Consider the following 18,181-nt stretch of genomic DNA (forward strand, 5'->3'; position numbering starts at 1 on the left):
TAGTTCTTTTCCGTGGGAGGTTGCTTTAGGCGCTGAGGGTGGTTAGCGCGCCAGTGTTGAGAGGTTTCTGAAGTAGAGGGCGAGATTGAGGTGGTCTTTACCCGGTGTTGTTGCGCCGTCGAGGTCGGCAAGCGTCCAGGCGGTGCGCAGCACCCTGTCGTAGCCTCGGGCGGTGAGTTTGCCTTGGTCCATGGCGGTGGAGAGTTCTTGGGTGAGCCTGTTATCGAGTTTGAGTGCCCCGCGTAGGATTTTGCCGTTGGCATCTGCGTTGGTGAGCAAGCCGAAGGGTGCTAGGCGTTCGTATTGGGCAGCCCGTGCTGCGCTTACCCTCTCTTTTACTGCCGCGCTGGATTCGTTGGAACCGGTCTGGGCGAGTTCTGCTGAGGAGACTTTGGGAACGGTGATGTGTAAGTCGATGCGATCCAGCAAAGGGCCGGAGAGTTTGCCGAAGTAGCTGCGTCGCTCACGGGCAGTGCAGGTGCATTCAAGCCCTCTGCCGGTGTTGAGGCCGCAGGGGCAAGGGTTGCAGGCGAGTACCAGCTGAAACCGTGCCGGGTAGATGGCTTGCGCTCCAGAGCGGTCAATGATGATTTCCCCGTTTTCTAAAGGTTGGCGTAGGGTGTCGAGCACGGTGCGCTTGAATTCCGGTGCTTCGTCAAGAAAAAGTACTCCACGGTGGGCTTTAGAGATGCTGCCCGGTCTGGGGATTCCGCTACCGCCGCCAATGATTGCCGGCGCGGATGCGCTATGATGCGGAGCTTCAAAAGGTGGGGTACGCATGAGTTCGGTGAGACCGTACCCTCCCGATACCAGTGAGTGGATGGCGGTTACTTCCATCGCTGAGGCATCATCGAGTGCAGGCAAAATACCGGGTAGACGCTCAGCGAGCATGGTTTTACCCGAGCCGGGTGGGCCGTTGAGCAGAAGGTGGTGCCCACCGGCGGCGGCGATTTCTAGCGCCATGCGTCCTTCTGTTTGACCTGCAACATCTGCCATGTCGGGTACTAGCAGCTCGGTGGAAGTCTCAGCCGGACGCGTCGATTGGGTTTGGGGTGGAAAGGTGAGAGTATCAGCATCGGCGCCCAGCGCCCTAAATACCTCGGCAAGACAGTAGAATCCGCTAACCTCGGCTCCCGGTATCAGAGCAGCTTCTTTAGCATTAGCGGCGGGTACAACGACTCGGTGGTGACCGGCGTCTACCGCAGCTTTAACTGCAGGGAGAACACCGGGTACAGCACGCAAAGTGCCGTCTAATCCAAGCTCTCCCAGAAACACTGTTTGCCCGCTGGGTTGCAGCTCCCCCGCCGCTTGCAGGGCAGCAACCACCATCGCTAAATCGAACCCGGAGCCTTTCTTCTGCAAGGTAGCCGGAGTCAGATTCACCGTTACTTTGTGGCTGGGTAGGGAAATCCCGGAGTTTTTAGCGGCAGACCGTACCCGATCTTTAGCTTCGTTGAGGGCGGCGTCGGGCAAACCCAACAGCAAAAAGCCTGGAAGCGCTGTGGAGATATCGGCTTCAACCTCAACGACATGACCGGTGATACCCATCAAAGCGACAGAAAAAGTCCGTGCAAAAGCCATAGTTAGACCGCCTTTCGGTGGTCAAAGGTAAATTCTTTGGGCGTGCCTGTGATAGCTACCGCGTCGATGCGAAGACCTGTGAAATCAGTGGTCTCTCGGGTACTGCACCATGAGTAAGCCAGAAATTTGAGCCGTTGAGATTTGGTGCGGTTGATTGCTTCCAGAGGGTGCCCATAATCAGCTGTTGACCTGGTTTTTACTTCAACAAAGACCAGGTTAAGCTCGGGGTCAAGAGCAACCAGATCGACCTCACCGCGCACCGTTTCTATGCCCTCGATGGGTTCCGGTCGCCAGTTGCGTTCGATGATGGTGTAACCATTGATCTCAAGCGCGGCAGCGGCTATATCTTCGCCCCATCGTCCTACCTGTGTGTGCGTTCTGACCATCTTTTGTCTCCCTTGGCTACCGCCGTGAGTTCTTGCTATTCCTTTGTTCTATTAGTGGCGTATTCTCCATAGCCCGGTCAAGCAAACCCCATAATCTGTGGATATCTTGGGGTGTCTTTGAGCTATCCACAGGTTTTTGTGTCCACAGTTGAGTTGTGTCCACAACTTACGATTGTGGATAACCTGCCTTTACCGTGCGATCAAAGCGCCACCTGCCAACGAAGCAGGGCAGCAAAAAGCCCGGCTCAGTCATAGACTGAATCGGGCTTTTCCCTCTGCATATTACAGGTAATAGCTAAGCATCAGAGGGTGGGTAATCAGGTACCTCTGGCATCGTGAAATCCTGCTGGTCACTGCGTTCTTCAACATTGACGTCTTTGACAGAATAGACCTGTACAGCCTTCACAAAGCGATTTTTGCGGAAAATATCCCACACCCACACGTCCGTCATCTTCACATCAAAATAAAGTCCGCCCTCGCTCGCCTGCGGAGTTACCGTGACAGAGTTTGCCAGGTAAAACCTGCGATCGGTCTCAACCACATGGCTAAAGAGCGATGAGACTTCTTTATACTCTTTGTACAATTCGAGCTGAGCTTCAGTTTCATATTTCTCAAGGTCTTCACCGCTCATGATTAAATCATTCCTTTCGCTCGCTGAATGTGTGCTTGACGGGTTTGCTCGGGCATAATGCCCAAGTTCCACGAGAGGCGATGTTCAACGGTGGCTCCGTGTTCTTGAAGTACCTGCCGGTGGGTTTGACTGCCGTAGCCCTTATTTTTTGCCCACCCATACTGGGGGTACTGATCTGCCAAAGACTCCATATATGTATCTCGACTGACTTTAGCAACCACTGACGCGGCGGCAATTGAAGCGCAGGTAAAATCCCCCTTGATGATAGTCTGCACCGGTAAAACCGGCAGTCTATCCCCACCCCAGAGTTGGTCTACACTGTGCTGATAGAACTCATCAGACGGGGTCAACCCGGTCAGCAGATCAGTTTCGGGTTCGGTGAACCAGTCGTGCTTTCCGTCCAATAAGACCGCATCAGGACGCGCCCCAGCAGCTAGCACCCGATGCATCGCCCGGTGAGCCGCCAGACGTAAAGAGGCAGTCATACCCAAAACATCAATCTCGGCAGCACTCACAGAGCCTACCCCCGTCACCGCCCACTGCTGTATGAGAGGTACCATCTGCTGACGCACAGATTCTTTAAGAGCCTTAGAATCAATGAGTCCCTCAACATCGAGAGTATGTTGGGGCGTCACCACAGCAACGCCTACAGACACAGGACCGGCAAGGGCACCGCGTCCTACCTCATCAATTCCCGCGATGCTGGTGTAACCCCGGGCGAATAACTCACCTTCTGTCTCTAAAGTCGCTCCGCTAATCATGAACCCGCAGAAACCGGCTCAAAGACTTCTGAATCCCCATTCATCAAGGTGAAGCTACTGAGGGGCCACGCCACCACAAAAACCTCACCCACCACATCGCTGTCATTGATAAAAGCAGTGTTACTTTCAATATGATAGCGAGAATCTGCTGAATTCGAGCGGTTATCACCCATCACGAAGTAAGAGTTCTCAGGAACAATCACATCAAAAGGCACATCGGAAGGGTTTACGCCTTCCTTAACGTAGGTCTCGTCGATAGCAACACCATTGACGGTTACTTTGCCGTCAGCAGAGCAACACTGCACCCGGTCGCCACCCACACCAATAACACGTTTTACCAGGTAGTTCTCAGAAGCATCAGGAAGCACACCAATAAAGGCAAGAGCATTGCGAATAGCGCCCTGCGAAGCACCGGTATCAGGTATCCACTCCTTTTTGTCTTCAAAGACAATAATGTCACCGCGTTCAGCCTGACCAAACATAGCGCCAGCACGATTCACAAACACGCGATCGTTGACCTCAAGAGTGTTCTCCATCGACCCCGATGGAATAAAGAATCCTCGTACAACAAAACTTTTTAAGACAAAAGCAATCAGCAGAGCATAGAAGATAATCAGCAGGATCTCCTTGACCTGTTCACCCAACGACTGGGGTTTGTTATCAAGGGCTTTCTTCTTACTGCGAGTAAGAAACGGTTTTCTCGCTTTCTTCTCGGCTGCTATGCTTCCGGCACCGGGTTCTACAGACATCGAAAAACCAACTATCTTTCTCATCGCTAGGGTATCAATCATCACGGTTCGCAACGCATGCACACTGCGGGCGTTGGAATCTTCTCATGGGTTTTATTCTAAAGTTTGGGCACGCTCTAGGGGCCAGAAAATACGGGTGGGTTTACCGATAATTTTATCGGTACTAATCATGCCACCACCGGGGACTCCCAATAATGAGCGTGAATCTACAGATGCGCTACGATGATCACCCATCACCCACATGCGCCCTGCCGGTACCTGCACCGAGAAGTCGATGGTAGAGGGCTGATCACCGGGGTACACGTACGCTTCGTTGAGCGGCTCACCATTGACCAGCAAACGCCCCTCAGCATCGCAACACTCCACGGTGTCACCACCTACACCCACCACGCGTTTAACGTACACGCTCTCCGTGCCCACCAAACCAGCCCACTGACCGGCAGTTTTGAGAGGGTTTTTCAACCAGGGACTACCCGAAACATAAGGGGCAAAAGAACCCGCACCATCAAACACGATGACATCCCCACGCTGTAGCTGCTGTGCGTCCATAGGCTGCACCAAAATGCGATCCCCCGGATTAACCAGTGGTTGCATAGACTCCGACGGAATGAAATACACATCGATGACAAAAGTACGCAGCGCGACCAGCGCAGCAAAAGCAAGAACCACCGCCATAGCAACCAGGCGCCAACCCCTTACAAGGGGCTGGCGCCTGGTGCCTACAGGTTCTGCCGAAGAAATCTTGGCATCATCCATAAAAACTAAAGAATTAGTTTTCGCGCTTCTCGCGGATACGAGCTGCCTTACCATGGCGATCGCGCATGTAGTACAGCTTCGCACGACGAACGTCACCACGGGTTACCAGTTCGATCTTTTCGATAACGGGTGAGTGAACCGGGAAGGTACGCTCTACACCAACACCGAATGAAACCTTACGCACGGTGAAGGTTTCACGAACGCCAGAGCCCTGACGGCCCAAAACGTAGCCCTTGAAAACCTGAACACGTGAACGGTTACCTTCAACAATGTTGACGTGTACGTTCAGGGTGTCACCGGGACCGAAGTCGGGCACATCGTTGCGAAGTGACTTGTTGTCGATAAAGTCAAGAGTCTGCATTGAGTTTCTCCATGAGTCATCTGCCGCAGGTCAAACAATCTCATTATGCGACGGCACAGTGTCTATGTCAGCCAAAGCTGAAGACTGAATATTGCACCGAAGAGGCTTATCTACTTGCACCCGCTCTATCAGCGAGCACAAGGTTCTTTTGTGCTGTGGCTGCTCTTCCCCCTGCGGCAGGGGCATACCCACAAAAGAACACAAGGTTTAATTATGCCATGTGTGCCCTGTCTTCACCAGAGATAACTACCGATAATATTTACTAACAAGCGTGATAGCTTCATCACCCTTTATAGCGGTGCGGAGCCGGTGCCAAGGTGCCCAGTGTAGCCTTAACACACAAGAATTCATTTCGCGAAAGGCACCCACCGTGGCTTCAGCACTACTAGCTAACCAAGACGAAGAGCTCATTCTCACCCTCGACTGCCCCGAAACAATTGGTATTGTGTACGCCTTAACCGACGTTTTCCTCAAGCACAAGTACACCATCATCGATTTGCAGCAGTTCGATGATCTGCGCACCGGGCATTTTTTCATTCGTATTCAAGCAGCACCTTTCGATGGCGCCTCCGCCGCTTACGATGCGATCAAGGCTGAGATAGACGCAATTGCCCCTGACTTCTCCATGCGTTACGAACTACGTTACAAGAGCGAAAAGTGCCGCGTGCTGATTATGTCGTCAAAAGCAGACCACTGCTTGAATGACCTCTTTTACCGCACCCGCACCGGTGATCTGCCCATTGAAATTGTGGGCGTGGTATCTAACCACCGCGATCACCAACGCCTCAGCGAATGGAACGGAGTGCCTTTCTACCACATTCCCGTCACGCCTGATACCAAGGCGGACGCTGAGGCTCAGCTGCTCGATGTAGTAGACCGCCTCGACGTTGATCTGGTGGTGCTAGCACGCTACATGCAGATTCTCTCCAACGACCTGGCAGACAAGATGGAGGGGCGCGTTATCAACATCCACCACTCCTTCCTGCCTTCCTTCAAGGGGGCAAAGCCCTACCACCAGGCATTTGAGCGAGGTGTAAAAACCATCGGTGCCACCGCCCACTACGTCAACTCAGAACTTGACGAGGGCCCGATCATCGCCCAGGAAGTCATCAACATCGACCACACATACTCCCCCGAAGACCTAGTACGCCGCGGACGCGACGCTGAAACTAAAGCTCTGGCGGACGCTGTGCGCTGGCACTGTGAAGGGCGCGTCATCCTCAAGGGCGGACGCACCGTCGTCCTGCGCTAAACGGTTTTTAACCGCCGAGATCCTGATTGTTTGCCGAAATCCTGTTTTATATCAGGATCTCGGCAAACAATCAGGATCTCGCGTTTTAAGCAGACCGTCGAGCTTCTTTCGCCGCCCGGTTGCGTTGGGCTCTCAAATCATTAAGCAGGGCGCGGTCTTTTTTGTCCCAGTTAGTTTCTGGGTAATTCTCGATCATGTCGAACCGTCGGGCGAAGGTACGCTCAATCTGCTGGTTACGACGCCACCGCGCAATGGCTGCGTGGTTACCCGACAGCAGCACATCGGGTACCGTGCGCTCGCGCCAGGTAGCTGGTTTGGTGTAGACCGGATACTCTAGCAAGCCGCCGGTGTGCGATTCTTCTTCTAAAGACTCGGGGTTGCCCATAGCACCGGGAATCAGCCGCGTCACTGCCTCAATCATTGCCATCACGGCAACTTCACCGCCGTAAAGCACGTAGTCGCCCAAAGACACGGGTAGAACTCTAAAGGATTCCTGCGCCCAATCCAGCACTCGTTCATCAATGCCCTCGTAGCGGGCAGGAGCAAAAACAATATGTTTCTCTTGCTCAGCCCACGCATAGGCAAGCGCCTGATCAAACACCTGACCTGCCGGTGAGGGCACGACCAGCAACGGACGCGCGTCCGCCCCTTCGCAGGGGTTACCCTCACCTGTTACTGTTTGAGCGTCTTCCAAGATACTGTCGAGAGCCAGCCCCCAGGGTTCGGGTTTCATAACCATGCCCGCACCACCACCGTAGGGGGTGTCATCTACAGTTTTGTGGCGGTCAAAGGCGAAGTCGCGCAGGTTGTGAAGATTGAGTTTCACCAGACCGGTCTCTTGCGCTTTGCCCAAGAGTGAGAGGCGTAGTGGCTCTAGGTATTCGGGGAAGATCGTTACAACGTCGTAGCGCACTTATTCATCCTCGGGTGCTTCATCATCGAGCGCCATTTCAATGAGCCCGGCGGGCGGGTCGATGAGCACAAAACCCTCGTCGAGATCGAGTTCGGGTACCAGTTCCTCCACGAAGGGAATCATCACTTCTTCGCCATTGACAGCCAGTTCAAAGAGCAGAAGATCTTGGGTGGGCATGGTCTGCAACCCGGTGACTTTACCCAGAGCGTCGCCGGAAGGCAGTTCACCTTCGGGTACATCTGCGATACGGTAGACAGGCAGACCGATGAGGTCGTGCTCGTAGAAGCTGTCTTCGTTGGTATCGGTTGAAGAGTCGAACTCAAGGTAGCTATCGCGCAGCGCCTCAGCGTCATTGCGGCTGGTGACTTCGTTGAACTTCACCACAAGAATTTTTTTGTTCCACCGGGCGGACGCAACCGTCAACTCCCCCGCCGGAAGCAGGGAACCTACGGAGCTGGTGGGGTCGAAGTCGCGAATCTGCAGGGTCTCACCGGCTGCAAAACGTTCCTCGGGGTTATCGGTGAACAGCTGAACGGTGACCTCACCACGAATACCGTGGGGCTTACCGATGCGAGCTACAAGTACCTGCATGTAAAAGAGTCTCCTCACAAACGTCAAAATGCTGAACTAGAACCAGTCTACTGGCTAAAGCACGGTTCAAAAGAACGTACCGGCGCAAACCACAAATATGAGTTCACACCCCAAAGCGCCCCTTGAGTTGTATCAAAGGGGCACTTTTGATCAGCGACTAATCCTGCACCATTAGGTTGCCTAGACAACAAAAACCCCGGCTACCGTGAGGTAACCGGGGTCTTTAAGCTATTTCAGTTAGCGTCGGCGGTCTGTGTCGATGACATCCACGCGGACGTGGTCGCCGCCGGAGATGGCGTTGACGACGGTGCGCACGCTGTTGGCGGTGCGTCCCTGCCTGCCGATGACGCGTCCGAGGTCTTTGGGGTTTACGCGAACCTCTAGGGTTTCACCCCGTCGCCCTGCGCGGGCGCGAACCTCAACGTCGTCGGGGTTGTCAACGATTCCCCGAACCAAGTGTTCGAGAGCATCAGCCAACATGATTACTCAGCTGCTTCCTCTGAAGCTGCTTCTTCAGCAGCCTCTTCTGCGGGAGCTTCCTCTTCCTTAGCTTCAGCCTTGGGGGTGATAGCTTCGGGGAGGATTACTGAACCCTTTTCGGGAACAACAAATTCGGGCTTGGGTTCAACGGGCTTGACAGTGTTCTCTGCCTTTTCACCCTTTGAAGCCTGCAGGTCGCCGGTCAGCTTGAGCAGAACTGCTACCTGCTCGGTAGGCTGAGCGCCTACTGACAGCCAGTACTGTGCGCGCTCTGAGTTGATCTCAATGCGTGAGGGGTTCTCAGTCGGGTGGTAGATACCGATTTCTTCGATAGCCTTGCCATCACGCTTGGTGCGTGAATCAGCTACAACAACGCGGTAGCGGGCATCGCGGATCTTACCAAAACGCTTCAGACGAATTTTAACAGCCACTGTAGTGGACTCTCCTGTTTCATATAAATAGTCGAGTTATTTGCTCTTGCTCCCGTGGGGCGGGCCAATCACAAAAACTCTGTGGACACAATGAACGCCCGGTGAGAGGGGCCGAGCGCACTGGGTACAAACATATAGTATGCCAGAGCCTACTCACTTAATCTAGGCGGACGCGGTTTAAAAATAGTGTGATGTATGCGGGACAGCAACCATACCCAGCGCGAGTCACCTTTAACTGCATGATTCACCTCTGCCCATGAGGTGAATCATGCAGTTAAGGGAGAATCTCCCCTACCTGTTTTCGGGCTTGCACCCCCGGAGCAGCTCAGTCTCTTACTCTTGCCCAAAGAACTTACGCAAGAACTTCTGGGTTTGCTCCCTCGTACGTTTTTTGGCTTCACTACCAGCACGGTGAGCTTTTTCGCCCAGTTCGCTGGAATCTAAAAAGTCACGGACACGCGCCGCTCCCCTGTTCCCAGCAGCCTTGCCGTGGCGTGACGGGGTTTGGACGGAGGACTCCCCCGCCTTCTGTTCACCTTTAATTTTTTGGAGTTTTTCAAGGGTACGTGCCATAACAATTTCGGAGATACCCGCGCTCGCTAAGGCAGCTGACGCTAGAGCAGCGTTCTGAGAGGAAACCCTCTGAGTGCGGCGACGAGCAGCGATCAAAGCCAAAATACCCGAAGCGCCCAGCTGAGCTACGCCCTCCAACATACCGGGTTTCTTGTGTGACTCACCACTCACGAATGCAAGCGTCGAAGATTCACTGCCAGGAACATCGTCCTCTTCATCAGCATCTGGGGCGAACGCCCTGTACCCAGGCATGTGCGTCATGTCGGCACGCGCATCCGCCACACGGGCAACCTCAACACTGTACCCCAGCAACTGCAAAACTGATTCCATACCGGTATCAGACCCGGTATCTTCAATGTAGTTACGCAGGCGTTTAGACTCGGTGTCATCCAGGTTATAGATCCACGTCAGGTTCTCAATCTCATCATCCAAACGAACGTAGCTCAGCGGATCAGGGAGCAAACCGGGCAGAGCCCATAAGGTATCCAAGGCTACCGAACGCTGCGGCAGGTAGCGGGTGAGTACCTTATTGGCACCCCAGTGCAAATCAATAAGAACACCCGAAATATCGGCGCTAGGGGTTCCAACAACCCCCTGCATCCACTCACCCACGCTACCCTCATCAAAAGTGGGATTGAAACCACCGGGTAGAACAAAACTGAGTTGATGGGAGTTATCAGCGCTCGCCACCACCACGGCGGGTCGGCTCAACTGATCAATCACTAGAGCCAAAGTCATGTAGTCAGCGCTCAATAAGACCCACCCGTTGTTCGAAGGCGCTGCCTCTAAGGCACTCGTCAGTAGAAGCTGCGGAACCTGCTGCGTAAGCTCGTCCATACTGATTTCAACCAGGGCAGCGCAGGTTGAATCAGCGTCAACGGTCAGTTCTTCGCCCAGCTCAGTCACCGGCACAGAAAACGAATAGGAATCCTGCTCTGCACAAATACCGCCGCGGGCAGGAAGTAGCTCCATCAACTCGGCAGCGAAACTCTCAAACGCCAAACCAGGAGCGATCCTGCCTTTCTCATCGACCTCAGCGGTCACCCATTCATCGTTCTCGTTAACGCACAGTACGTACACGTTAACGGTTGTTTCATCTGCTTCATAAACCATCAACTGCGGAAGGTCTACAGCAGCAAGCAAAAGCTCACGTACCACATCCTCAGCCGTAGCCTCGGTGATACGGCGCTCCATCTCTTCTTCAGCACGTGCTTCTTCTTCGCTGAGAGGTTCGCCCAAAGTCTCCTCAGAGTTATCTGCGCGTTCGGTTTCCCCAGGACGAGCGTCCGCCTCCGGTTCCGTCGGTTCAGCATCCGTAGCCCCCTCAACTTCACCAGCTAGCTCTTTAAGCTCCTCGGGGCTCACACCATCACACAGCTGCTCAAAAACCTCAGCCGTGAGCTCCATATTATCGAGTTCAATAAACTCAGACTCAGAGATTGAATCGGCACCACGCACAGCCTCAATCATCTGCTGAATCTCACGGCGAATACGTTCTGCAGGATCGCCCTGATCCTCTTCACCTGCGATCTCTTCTGCCAGCTCATAGCCGCGCGGTCCGAAATCAAGGCTAATTCGAGCCCATGAGGTTTCGTAAACAGGCGCACTATCATCCCCTGAAAGTGGTTCAGAGTAATGATCAGACATATTGATACGTATTCCTTAACTCAAATTTTTTATGACACTACCTACTAAGACGGGCGTGTACCGTTACTTCTCACGCGGCGCACACACCCCGCGCAGTCAGTATCAATTATATAAAGCCAGATAGCCCTTATTACGCGATGCTGCTATCAAGTTCAACAACGCACCCAGTTTCAAGCGCCCGGTAACACTGCCTAAGATTGTAGGTAAAACTAGCTGAAAAGTAATCATCAAGATCCTCTTCAGCTACCCAGCGGTACTCGGTGAGTTCCTCTTCTTGCAAGGTAATCTGCGCCGACGAGTCAATCACGCCACCATCGTAAATGTAGTAGGTGGAGTCACCCCAGATACCCATCTGCAACCCGTGGAATAGGAGCAAGAGCCTACCGGGCTCCAAATCTAAACCGACCTCTTCAATAACTTCGCGGAAGCATCCCACCTTAGGCGACTCGCCTGCCTCAACGGTGCCGCCAGGCATCGTCCAACCGTCCTTGTAATTAGGCTTAACAGCGAGCATCCGCCCCTTCTCATCGCGAATCAAAGCAGCAGCTGCCAAACGACGGGTCGGTAAGCTCTCAATGAACTTCACCAATTCATCCTGCGGAAGATAAGAATTCACGGCGCGCTCCTTACACACATAGCGGTTATCACAAACTACATTACGCCCTGAGAACAGTAAAGGCGCGATGATCCAACGATCAACGCGCCCCTCACCTCAAACACGCTTGACTCAGCACCTACCAAAACTTCACAAGTGCCAGTTCAAAACCTAGTTGCCCAGGAACTTCTCAAAACCCTTCGGCAGGTTCATGTCCTTCATATCGAAGTCTTGGTTGTTCTGCTGACCAAATGCTGAACCCTTAGCCGCCTGGGCCTTCTGCTGCACTGCCTGCTCCTGCTGAGCGCGCTTGGCAGGGTTGCCCGAGCCCTTCTTCTTTTTGTTGTTGCCCTTAGCGTTCTTCTTCTTAGCACCACCGGCTGCTGCCATACCGGGAACCTGCATACCGCCGGGCATACCGGGCATCTGACCGTTAGCCAACTTCTTCATCATCTTCTGTGCCTGAGCGAAGCGTTCCATGAGCTGGTTAACCTCAGAAACGGTAACGCCTGAACCCTTAGCAATACGAGCACGACGCGAACCGTTAATAATCTTGGGTGCCACACGTTCGTGGGGGGTCATCGAGCGGACGATTGCCTCAACACGGTCAATTTCACGCTCATCAAATGCCTCTAGCTGCTGGCGCATCTGCGCAGCGCCGGGCATCATCATGAGCAGCTTCTTCATGGAACCCATCTTGCGGATCTGTTGCATCTGCGCCAAGAAATCCTCAAAAGTGAAGTCTTCGCGATCGACGAACTTCTGCGCCATACGGTCGGCTTCAGCCTTGTCCCAGGTCTGCTCCGCCTGCTCAATGAGTGAGAGCACATCACCCATATCAAGAATGCGCGATGCCATACGGTCGGGGTGGAACTGCTCAAAGTCAGTGACGTTCTCGCCGGTGGAGGCGAACATGATGGGCTTGCCGGTTACTGATGCTACTGACAGCGCTGCACCACCGCGGGCATCGCCATCGAGCTTTGAGAGCACCACGCCGGTGAAATCTACACCCTCGTTGAAGGCGTTAGCGGTGTTCACCGCGTCCTGACCAATCATCGCATCGATGACGAACAGAACTTCGTGAGGGTTGATAGCGTCGCGGATATTGCGTGCCTGAGCCATCAGCTCTGCATCAACACCCAAACGACCCGCGGTATCGACGATAACGACGTCGTGCAGTTTAGCGCGAGCTTCAGCGACACCGTCGCGGGCTACCTGAACCGGGTCGCCGGTAACGGTATCAAACTCGCTGGTAACGCCGGGGTGAGGAGCGTAGACGGGAACTCCCGCGCGCGAGCCCACCACCTTCAACTGGTTAACCGCGTTGGGGCGCTGCAAATCGGACGCCACCAGCATGGGGGTGTGCCCCTGCGCTTTGAGCCAGTGCGAGAGTTTACCTGCCAGAGTGGTTTTACCGGCACCCTGCAAACCAGCCAGCATAATGATGGTCGGGCCGGTCTTCGCCATATTGATGCGGCGAGTCTGACCACCCAAGATTTTAACGAGCTCTTCGTTAACAATCTTGACAATCTGCTGGGAGGGGTTCAGAGCCTCTGAAACCTCAGTGCCTAGGGCACGTTCTTTAACACCAGCGGTGAACTCGCGAACCACAGGAACCGCGACGTCAGCATCGAGCAGCGCACGGCGAATCTCGCGAACTGTTGCATCAATATCAGCTTCGGTCAGGCGGCCCTTGCCGCGGAGGTTCTTAAAGGTTGCTGTCAACCGGTCTGAGAGTGAATTGAACACGGTACGTGATCTACTTTCATCGCTTGGGATTTCGGAGCAAAGCCCGCTGGTCTATAAGTCAACTTCTAACAATATCGCATCGGGTGAGCAGACGCGAAGACACAGGCTAACAACGTGCCAGTTACGCTGGCAACCGCCCCATGCTGGCAGGCATGAGATTCACCCCTTGCTATTGGATTCTTTATCACTGGTTGAAAAGGCGTGATAGGGAGTCAACGAGTTGAGCGATAGCTCGGACTAAATCTGCGATGGGCGCAATCCATTCGCGGTTGGTCCGAGCTATTTTTGCTCTTACCCTTAGACACAATAGCCACCCCCCTTCGGTGGCTTCACTTCACGGCAAGTTGATGACGTGTTGTACCGTGAGGAGTCCGCGAAGAGGGTTCTTAAAGTGTGAAGGCTAGGATGCAATAAGGCACCCTAGCCCTGATCATCAAGAGAGTTTCCCTGGCAATACTTTACAGCTCAATCTCCAGCAGAATCGGGGTGTGATCCTGGCGGGTGCCCGAGTCAATCATCTCTGACTTTGTGACCTTATCTGCCACACGATTAGAGACCAGCCAGTAGTCGATGCGCCAGCCCGTGTTATTAATTTTTGAGGTGCGCGAGCGCTGTGCCCACCAGGTGTAGGCGCCGGTGACGTCCCCGTGCAGGTGGCGGAAGGTGTCGGTGAAGCCCTTGGCTAGCAGGTTGGTAAAGCCCTCGCGTTCTTCGATGGTGAAGCCTGGTGAGCGGGTGTTGGATTTGGGGTTTGCCAGGTCGATTTCAGTGTGGGCTACGTTGAAGTCGCCGGTAGCCAGTACGGGTTTGCGTGCGTCCAGAGTTGCAAGGTAGTTAGCGTAGAGGGTATCCCATACCTGGCGGTCGGCTAGGCGCTTCAGCCCGTCGGAGGCGTTGGGGGTGTAGACTTGGGTGACGTAGAAATCCTCAAATTCGAGGGTAATCATGCGTCCCTCGGCGTCCATGGTGGTGGGGCTTTCAATCTTGGGGTAGGTCACCGTTGGCGTGTGCTCGGGCTTGTAGAGGAACATGGTTCCGGCATAGCCTTTGCGGGCGGGCTCATCTGAAGATACCCAGGCAATCTGGTAGCCGGGAAAGTAATCCTCAAGCACTTCGAGGTGCTTTTTGGTAGGGCCCTTGGCTGGGAGCTTGGTTTCCTGGATAGCAAGGACGTCGGGTTCGTGGTTGGTGACGGTGCGCAAGACTTCGCGGGACAGCAGGGCGCGCGGTGAATCGCTGGTGAGGGCGGCGTTCAGTGAGTCAATGTTCCAGGAGATAAGTTTCATGCTCACCATTCTACCCAGTGCCCATCAGCGTACCGGGTAGAGCAGCTAGATTCTAGGCAAGGTCGAAAGCGACTACCGAATAAGGGCGGTTATCACGTTCAAAACTGCCGATTTTTTCTGCTTCCAGGTGCCGGTGCATAGCCAGTGATTTTTCGTTGGCATCTTCAACGGAAGCTGTCAGATGACTGAACCCGTGTTCCCATCCCAAACGGGCGACGTCCGCAATGGGTGCCTTACCCAGCCCCTGCCCCGGCGTAGTCATCAAGCACAGCGAGGGGCCACGTACAAGGTGCTTCTCAGCAGCGAGGTGAGAGTGCTCTTACACTGCTGTAGCAATACCCAGCGCCATCTGCAGGCTCTGTTAGTTCTGTGGGCACCGGTGAGCCAAAGAGCACGCCCACAGCCTTTTCGTGGTGTTCGATAAGGCTTGCCCCGCGTGTGAACACGGTAATCTCTCTTTCTTAAATCTTAGGAGGTACTTGCTGGGTACGTTACTCCACGGGCCGGGTAAAAATGCTAAAAAGCCTGTCCTCAAATTCGTACTCTGCAAGCATTTCTAGCTGCACTTTGTGGTGAACTGTCGTTGAGACAGTGCTGACACTCTCAACAAAAGAAATAATGCGCTCGGCACCGCGTCTACAGCTGAGAACGGGCATACGCCCCGTCCCTCTTGCTCACACGTAGTTGCTGAGGATAGTTTTCTTCCCCAGCTAAGAAAAAGTGAGTGTCATCTGTCTGCCCACTATGTCACTTGAACATGATGAGGAAACAGCCGACACCCACCTTCAAAAAGCGGTGTATGTAGCTTTAGTCAATCAGCGCGTCCACGAACTCTTCAGCATTGAAAGGTGCCAAATCGTCCGGGCCTTCGCCCAGACCAACCAGCTTGACCGGTACACCCAGGGTTTCCTGGATAGCAACTACGATGCCGCCCTTAGCAGTTCCATCAAGCTTAGTCAGTACGATACCGGTAATATTCACTACCTCAGCAAAGACCTTCGCCTGCACCATGCCGTTCTGACCGGTGGTTGCATCAATGACCAGCAACACCTCGGTAACAGGAGCTTCTTTCTCAACCACACGCTTGATTTTGCCCAGCTGGTCCATCAGCCCTGCTTTATTCTGCAGGCGTCCGGCGGTATCGATCATCACGGTATCAACCCCGCGTTCTTTACCGACCTTGATGGTCTCAAAAGCAACCGATGCGGGATCTGCACCCTCCTTATCGCTGCGCACGGTCTCAACGCCCACGCGGTCGCCCCAGGTCTGCAACTGATCGGCTGCCGCTGCACGGAAGGTATCGGCGGCACCCAGCAGAAGGTTCTTCTCTTCTGCCACCATAACGCGGGCTAGCTTACCTACGGTGGTTGTCTTGCCAACACCATTGACACCTACCACCAGCACAACACCGGGGTTACCGTCAGCACCGTCAAGTGCCAGCGAGCGGTCAAGGGACGGGTCTACGACCTTCAGCAATTCTTCACGCAGCATCTGCTTCACGTGGGCGGGGTTCTCAGTGCCCTCAACCCGGACGCGTGCCTGTAAAGCCTCTACCAAACGCTGGGAAGGCTCAGCGCCCAGATCAGCCATGAGCAGAGTTTCTTCAACCTCATCCCACACATCCTGATCAATGCGGTCGCGAGAGAGAAGAGCAAGAAGACCTTTGCCCAGCATCGAGTTTGAGCGTGAAAGACGCTCGCGCAGGCGAACCATACGACCAGCAACGGGCGATGGACGCTCGGTAGTGGGCGTTTCTTCAGCGGGATCATTGGGGTCGCGGGTGGTGGGGTAACCCCCGGGAGGCGCTTTCGGGCCGCGCAATAGCACAGCCAGCAAACCGCCCAGTACCGCAACGCCCAGCACAATGTACAAAACTAAGGTCAGGGTATCGTTCATACTCTCTAGCTTGCCACAGAATGTTCCCCCTGCACCGGCTCAGACTTATTTTGGTCGGTAATTGGAATTTTTTTAGCAAGGCGTAGAGTTGATAATTATTAGTTTATTGAGCAACTACATACTGTGGGAAGGTGCCTACGCACGATGAAAGAAGATACGGAACCGCTCGACACTAATTCGATGTCTGTTGTTCCCCCTGAAACCGGTGTCATACCTGTTATTCCCCCCGCCGATCGGCAAGTGCCGTTGCCGGTGAAGGTTAAGATTCCTGAGCAGATTAAGGTCATGCTCATTGCGTCCTTCCTTATTGCGCTGGGCTTTGGGTTGATTGCCCCGGTTCTGCCACGCTACGCCACGACCTTCGGTGTAGGAACAGCTGTTGCTGGTGTAGTGATTTCAATTTTCGCAACCACTCGTCTGCTGTTCGCCCCGACCTCTGGCAAACTTATTGAGAAGTTCACCGAGCGTCCTATCTACATAGCTGGGTTGCTCATTGTGGCGTTGGGGTCATTAGGTACTGCCTTCTCCCCCAATATTTGGGTTCTTCTTTTCTTTCGCGCCTTCGGTGGTATTGGCTCCGTCATGTTCACCGTTTCGGCAATGGCTCTGCTGGTACGTCTTGCCCCTCCCACGATTCGCGGACGTGTCAGTGGCTACTACGCGACGTCCTTTTTGATGGGCAATATTTTGGGCCCGGTTGCCGGGGCGCTAGCTGCTCCCCTGGGTATGCGTCTGCCCTTTATCTTTTATTCGCTGATGCTCTTTATCGCCTCAGGTTTTATCTACTTCAAACTCAAAGACACGGGTATGACCACCACCATGTTGCGGGCGCAGTCCAACCCGCCGCTGACCTTCAAACAGGCTCTGGGGTTCAGCAACTACCGTTCGGCTCTCTTTGGTAACTTCGCTATCGGCTGGGCCGCTTTCGGTATTCGAGTTTCGCTGGTGCCACTGGCGGCGCTGGCAGTGGTTACTCTCATGTACGGTGAAAACGGCAACCTCGATAACCAGGCAGCAATGCTCGCCGGTGTCTCGATGGCAACCTATGCCGCCGGTAACGCCCTCTCGCAGAATATCGCCGGACGCTACAGCGACCGCGGTGCCCGCCGTCCTTACATTTTTGCGGGCTTTTTGGTTGCCGGTGCTGCTACCGTTTTCTTCGGTCTGGCACCCAACGCTCTCTGGTTCATTGCCCTTTCGGTGCTCACCGGCATCGGCACCGGCATTCTCGCCCCTGCGATGCAGGCGTCCCTAGCAGATATTATCGGCAACAAACGATCCGGTGGTGCCGCCCTGGCAAATGCTCAGATGTTTGCCGACGTAGGTCAGATTATTGGCCCCATTCTTGCCGGCGCTATCGCCGACTCACTCGGTTTTGGGTGGGCATTTGGTGTCTCCGGCGCTCTCATGATTATTGCCGCTTTCGTGTGGAGCCCCCTGCGCAAACCTACCTTCCCCGTTCATCTGGCGGACGAAGGCTACACCGGCCGTTAGCCGCTACTACTACCGCCCCCTGCCACTGGTGAAGCACACACAAGAAAAG

19 protein-coding genes are annotated in these 18,181 nt (G+C 54.2%); 2 read left to right on the forward strand and 17 right to left on the reverse strand.

Annotation, left to right across the window (positions count from 1 at the left end; translation table 11 throughout):
- Positions 1-42: 42 nt before the first annotated feature.
- From JTP09_RS02585 to rplS, 7 genes are all read right to left on the reverse strand, one after another.
- The gene (locus tag JTP09_RS02585) at positions 43-1,581 is read right to left on the reverse strand and encodes a YifB family Mg chelatase-like AAA ATPase (RefSeq protein WP_204876736.1); all 1,539 of its coding nucleotides are present in this window, start codon (positions 1,579-1,581) and stop codon (positions 43-45) included.
- Positions 1,582-1,583: 2 nt separating this feature from the next.
- Positions 1,584-1,967, reverse strand: coding sequence for a YraN family protein (locus JTP09_RS02590; RefSeq protein ID WP_204876737.1), 384 nt, complete (start codon positions 1,965-1,967; stop codon positions 1,584-1,586).
- Between the two features lie 295 nt (positions 1,968-2,262).
- On the reverse strand, positions 2,263-2,598 hold the full coding sequence (locus JTP09_RS02595) for a DUF2469 family protein (RefSeq protein WP_204876739.1): 336 nt from the start codon (positions 2,596-2,598) through the stop codon (positions 2,263-2,265).
- Between the two features lie 2 nt (positions 2,599-2,600).
- The gene (locus tag JTP09_RS02600; RefSeq protein ID WP_204876740.1) at positions 2,601-3,359 is read right to left on the reverse strand and encodes a ribonuclease HII; all 759 of its coding nucleotides are present in this window, start codon (positions 3,357-3,359) and stop codon (positions 2,601-2,603) included.
- Positions 3,356-4,108, reverse strand: coding sequence for a signal peptidase I (lepB, locus tag JTP09_RS02605; RefSeq protein WP_204876741.1), 753 nt, complete (start codon positions 4,106-4,108; stop codon positions 3,356-3,358). Before lepB (JTP09_RS02605) ends, JTP09_RS02600 begins: the two co-directional genes overlap by 4 nt.
- Positions 4,109-4,201: 93 nt before the next feature.
- Positions 4,202-4,864, reverse strand: a complete 663-nt coding sequence (gene lepB / locus JTP09_RS02610; protein ID WP_204876742.1) for a signal peptidase I — start codon at positions 4,862-4,864, stop codon at positions 4,202-4,204.
- Positions 4,865-4,877: 13 nt separating this feature from the next.
- Positions 4,878-5,225, reverse strand: coding sequence for a 50S ribosomal protein L19 (gene rplS / locus JTP09_RS02615; protein ID WP_204876743.1), 348 nt, complete (start codon positions 5,223-5,225; stop codon positions 4,878-4,880).
- A gap of 370 nt (positions 5,226-5,595) precedes the next feature.
- On the opposite strand from rplS, the gene purU reads away from it, so the two are divergent.
- Positions 5,596-6,477 carry a formyltetrahydrofolate deformylase gene (purU, locus tag JTP09_RS02620; protein ID WP_370592474.1) on the forward strand — a complete coding sequence of 294 codons (882 nt, stop codon included), beginning with the start codon at positions 5,596-5,598 and terminating at the stop codon, positions 6,475-6,477.
- Positions 6,478-6,562: 85 nt separating this feature from the next.
- On the opposite strand, the gene trmD is transcribed toward purU, so the two are convergent.
- From trmD to ftsY, 10 genes are all read right to left on the reverse strand, one after another.
- Entirely contained in the window at positions 6,563-7,390 is an 828-nt protein-coding gene (trmD, locus tag JTP09_RS02625) for a tRNA (guanosine(37)-N1)-methyltransferase TrmD (protein ID WP_204876744.1), read from the reverse strand.
- Positions 7,391-7,981, reverse strand: coding sequence for a ribosome maturation factor RimM (rimM, locus tag JTP09_RS02630; protein ID WP_204876745.1), 591 nt, complete (start codon positions 7,979-7,981; stop codon positions 7,391-7,393). It lies immediately after the preceding gene.
- 237 nt (positions 7,982-8,218) lie between these two features.
- Entirely contained in the window at positions 8,219-8,461 is a 243-nt protein-coding gene (locus JTP09_RS02635; protein WP_204876746.1) for an RNA-binding protein, read from the reverse strand.
- Between the two features lie 2 nt (positions 8,462-8,463).
- A complete protein-coding gene (rpsP, locus tag JTP09_RS02640; protein WP_204876748.1) occupies positions 8,464-8,892 on the reverse strand; it encodes a 30S ribosomal protein S16 in 429 nt (142 codons plus the stop codon).
- A 333-nt stretch (positions 8,893-9,225) separates the two neighbouring features.
- Complete coding sequence (locus tag JTP09_RS02645; protein WP_204876750.1) at positions 9,226-11,112, reverse strand: hypothetical protein; 1,887 nt, start codon at positions 11,110-11,112, stop codon at positions 9,226-9,228.
- A 130-nt stretch (positions 11,113-11,242) separates the two neighbouring features.
- On the reverse strand, positions 11,243-11,728 hold the full coding sequence (locus JTP09_RS02650; RefSeq protein WP_204876752.1) for an NUDIX hydrolase: 486 nt from the start codon (positions 11,726-11,728) through the stop codon (positions 11,243-11,245).
- A 150-nt stretch (positions 11,729-11,878) separates the two neighbouring features.
- Positions 11,879-13,456: a signal recognition particle protein gene (gene ffh, locus JTP09_RS02655; RefSeq protein ID WP_204876753.1), complete on the reverse strand. Its 1,578-nt coding sequence runs from the start codon at positions 13,454-13,456 to the stop codon at positions 11,879-11,881.
- A gap of 458 nt (positions 13,457-13,914) precedes the next feature.
- On the reverse strand, positions 13,915-14,742 hold the full coding sequence (locus JTP09_RS02660) for an exodeoxyribonuclease III (RefSeq protein ID WP_204876754.1): 828 nt from the start codon (positions 14,740-14,742) through the stop codon (positions 13,915-13,917).
- Between the two features lie 52 nt (positions 14,743-14,794).
- Positions 14,795-15,004 (reverse strand): hypothetical protein, encoded by a 210-nt coding sequence (locus JTP09_RS02665; protein WP_204876755.1) that lies wholly within the window; start codon positions 15,002-15,004, stop codon positions 14,795-14,797.
- 545 nt (positions 15,005-15,549) lie between these two features.
- Positions 15,550-16,638, reverse strand: a complete 1,089-nt coding sequence (gene ftsY, locus JTP09_RS02670; RefSeq protein ID WP_204876756.1) for a signal recognition particle-docking protein FtsY — start codon at positions 16,636-16,638, stop codon at positions 15,550-15,552.
- A 144-nt stretch (positions 16,639-16,782) separates the two neighbouring features.
- Between ftsY and JTP09_RS02675 the strand changes: the two genes are divergently transcribed.
- Positions 16,783-18,132 carry an MFS transporter gene (locus JTP09_RS02675; RefSeq protein WP_239478665.1) on the forward strand — a complete coding sequence of 450 codons (1,350 nt, stop codon included), beginning with the start codon at positions 16,783-16,785 and terminating at the stop codon, positions 18,130-18,132.
- Positions 18,133-18,181: the final 49 nt, after the last annotated feature.

The organism is Rothia sp. ZJ1223 (assembly GCF_016900985.1).
GTDB lineage: Bacteria > Actinomycetota > Actinomycetes > Actinomycetales > Micrococcaceae > Rothia.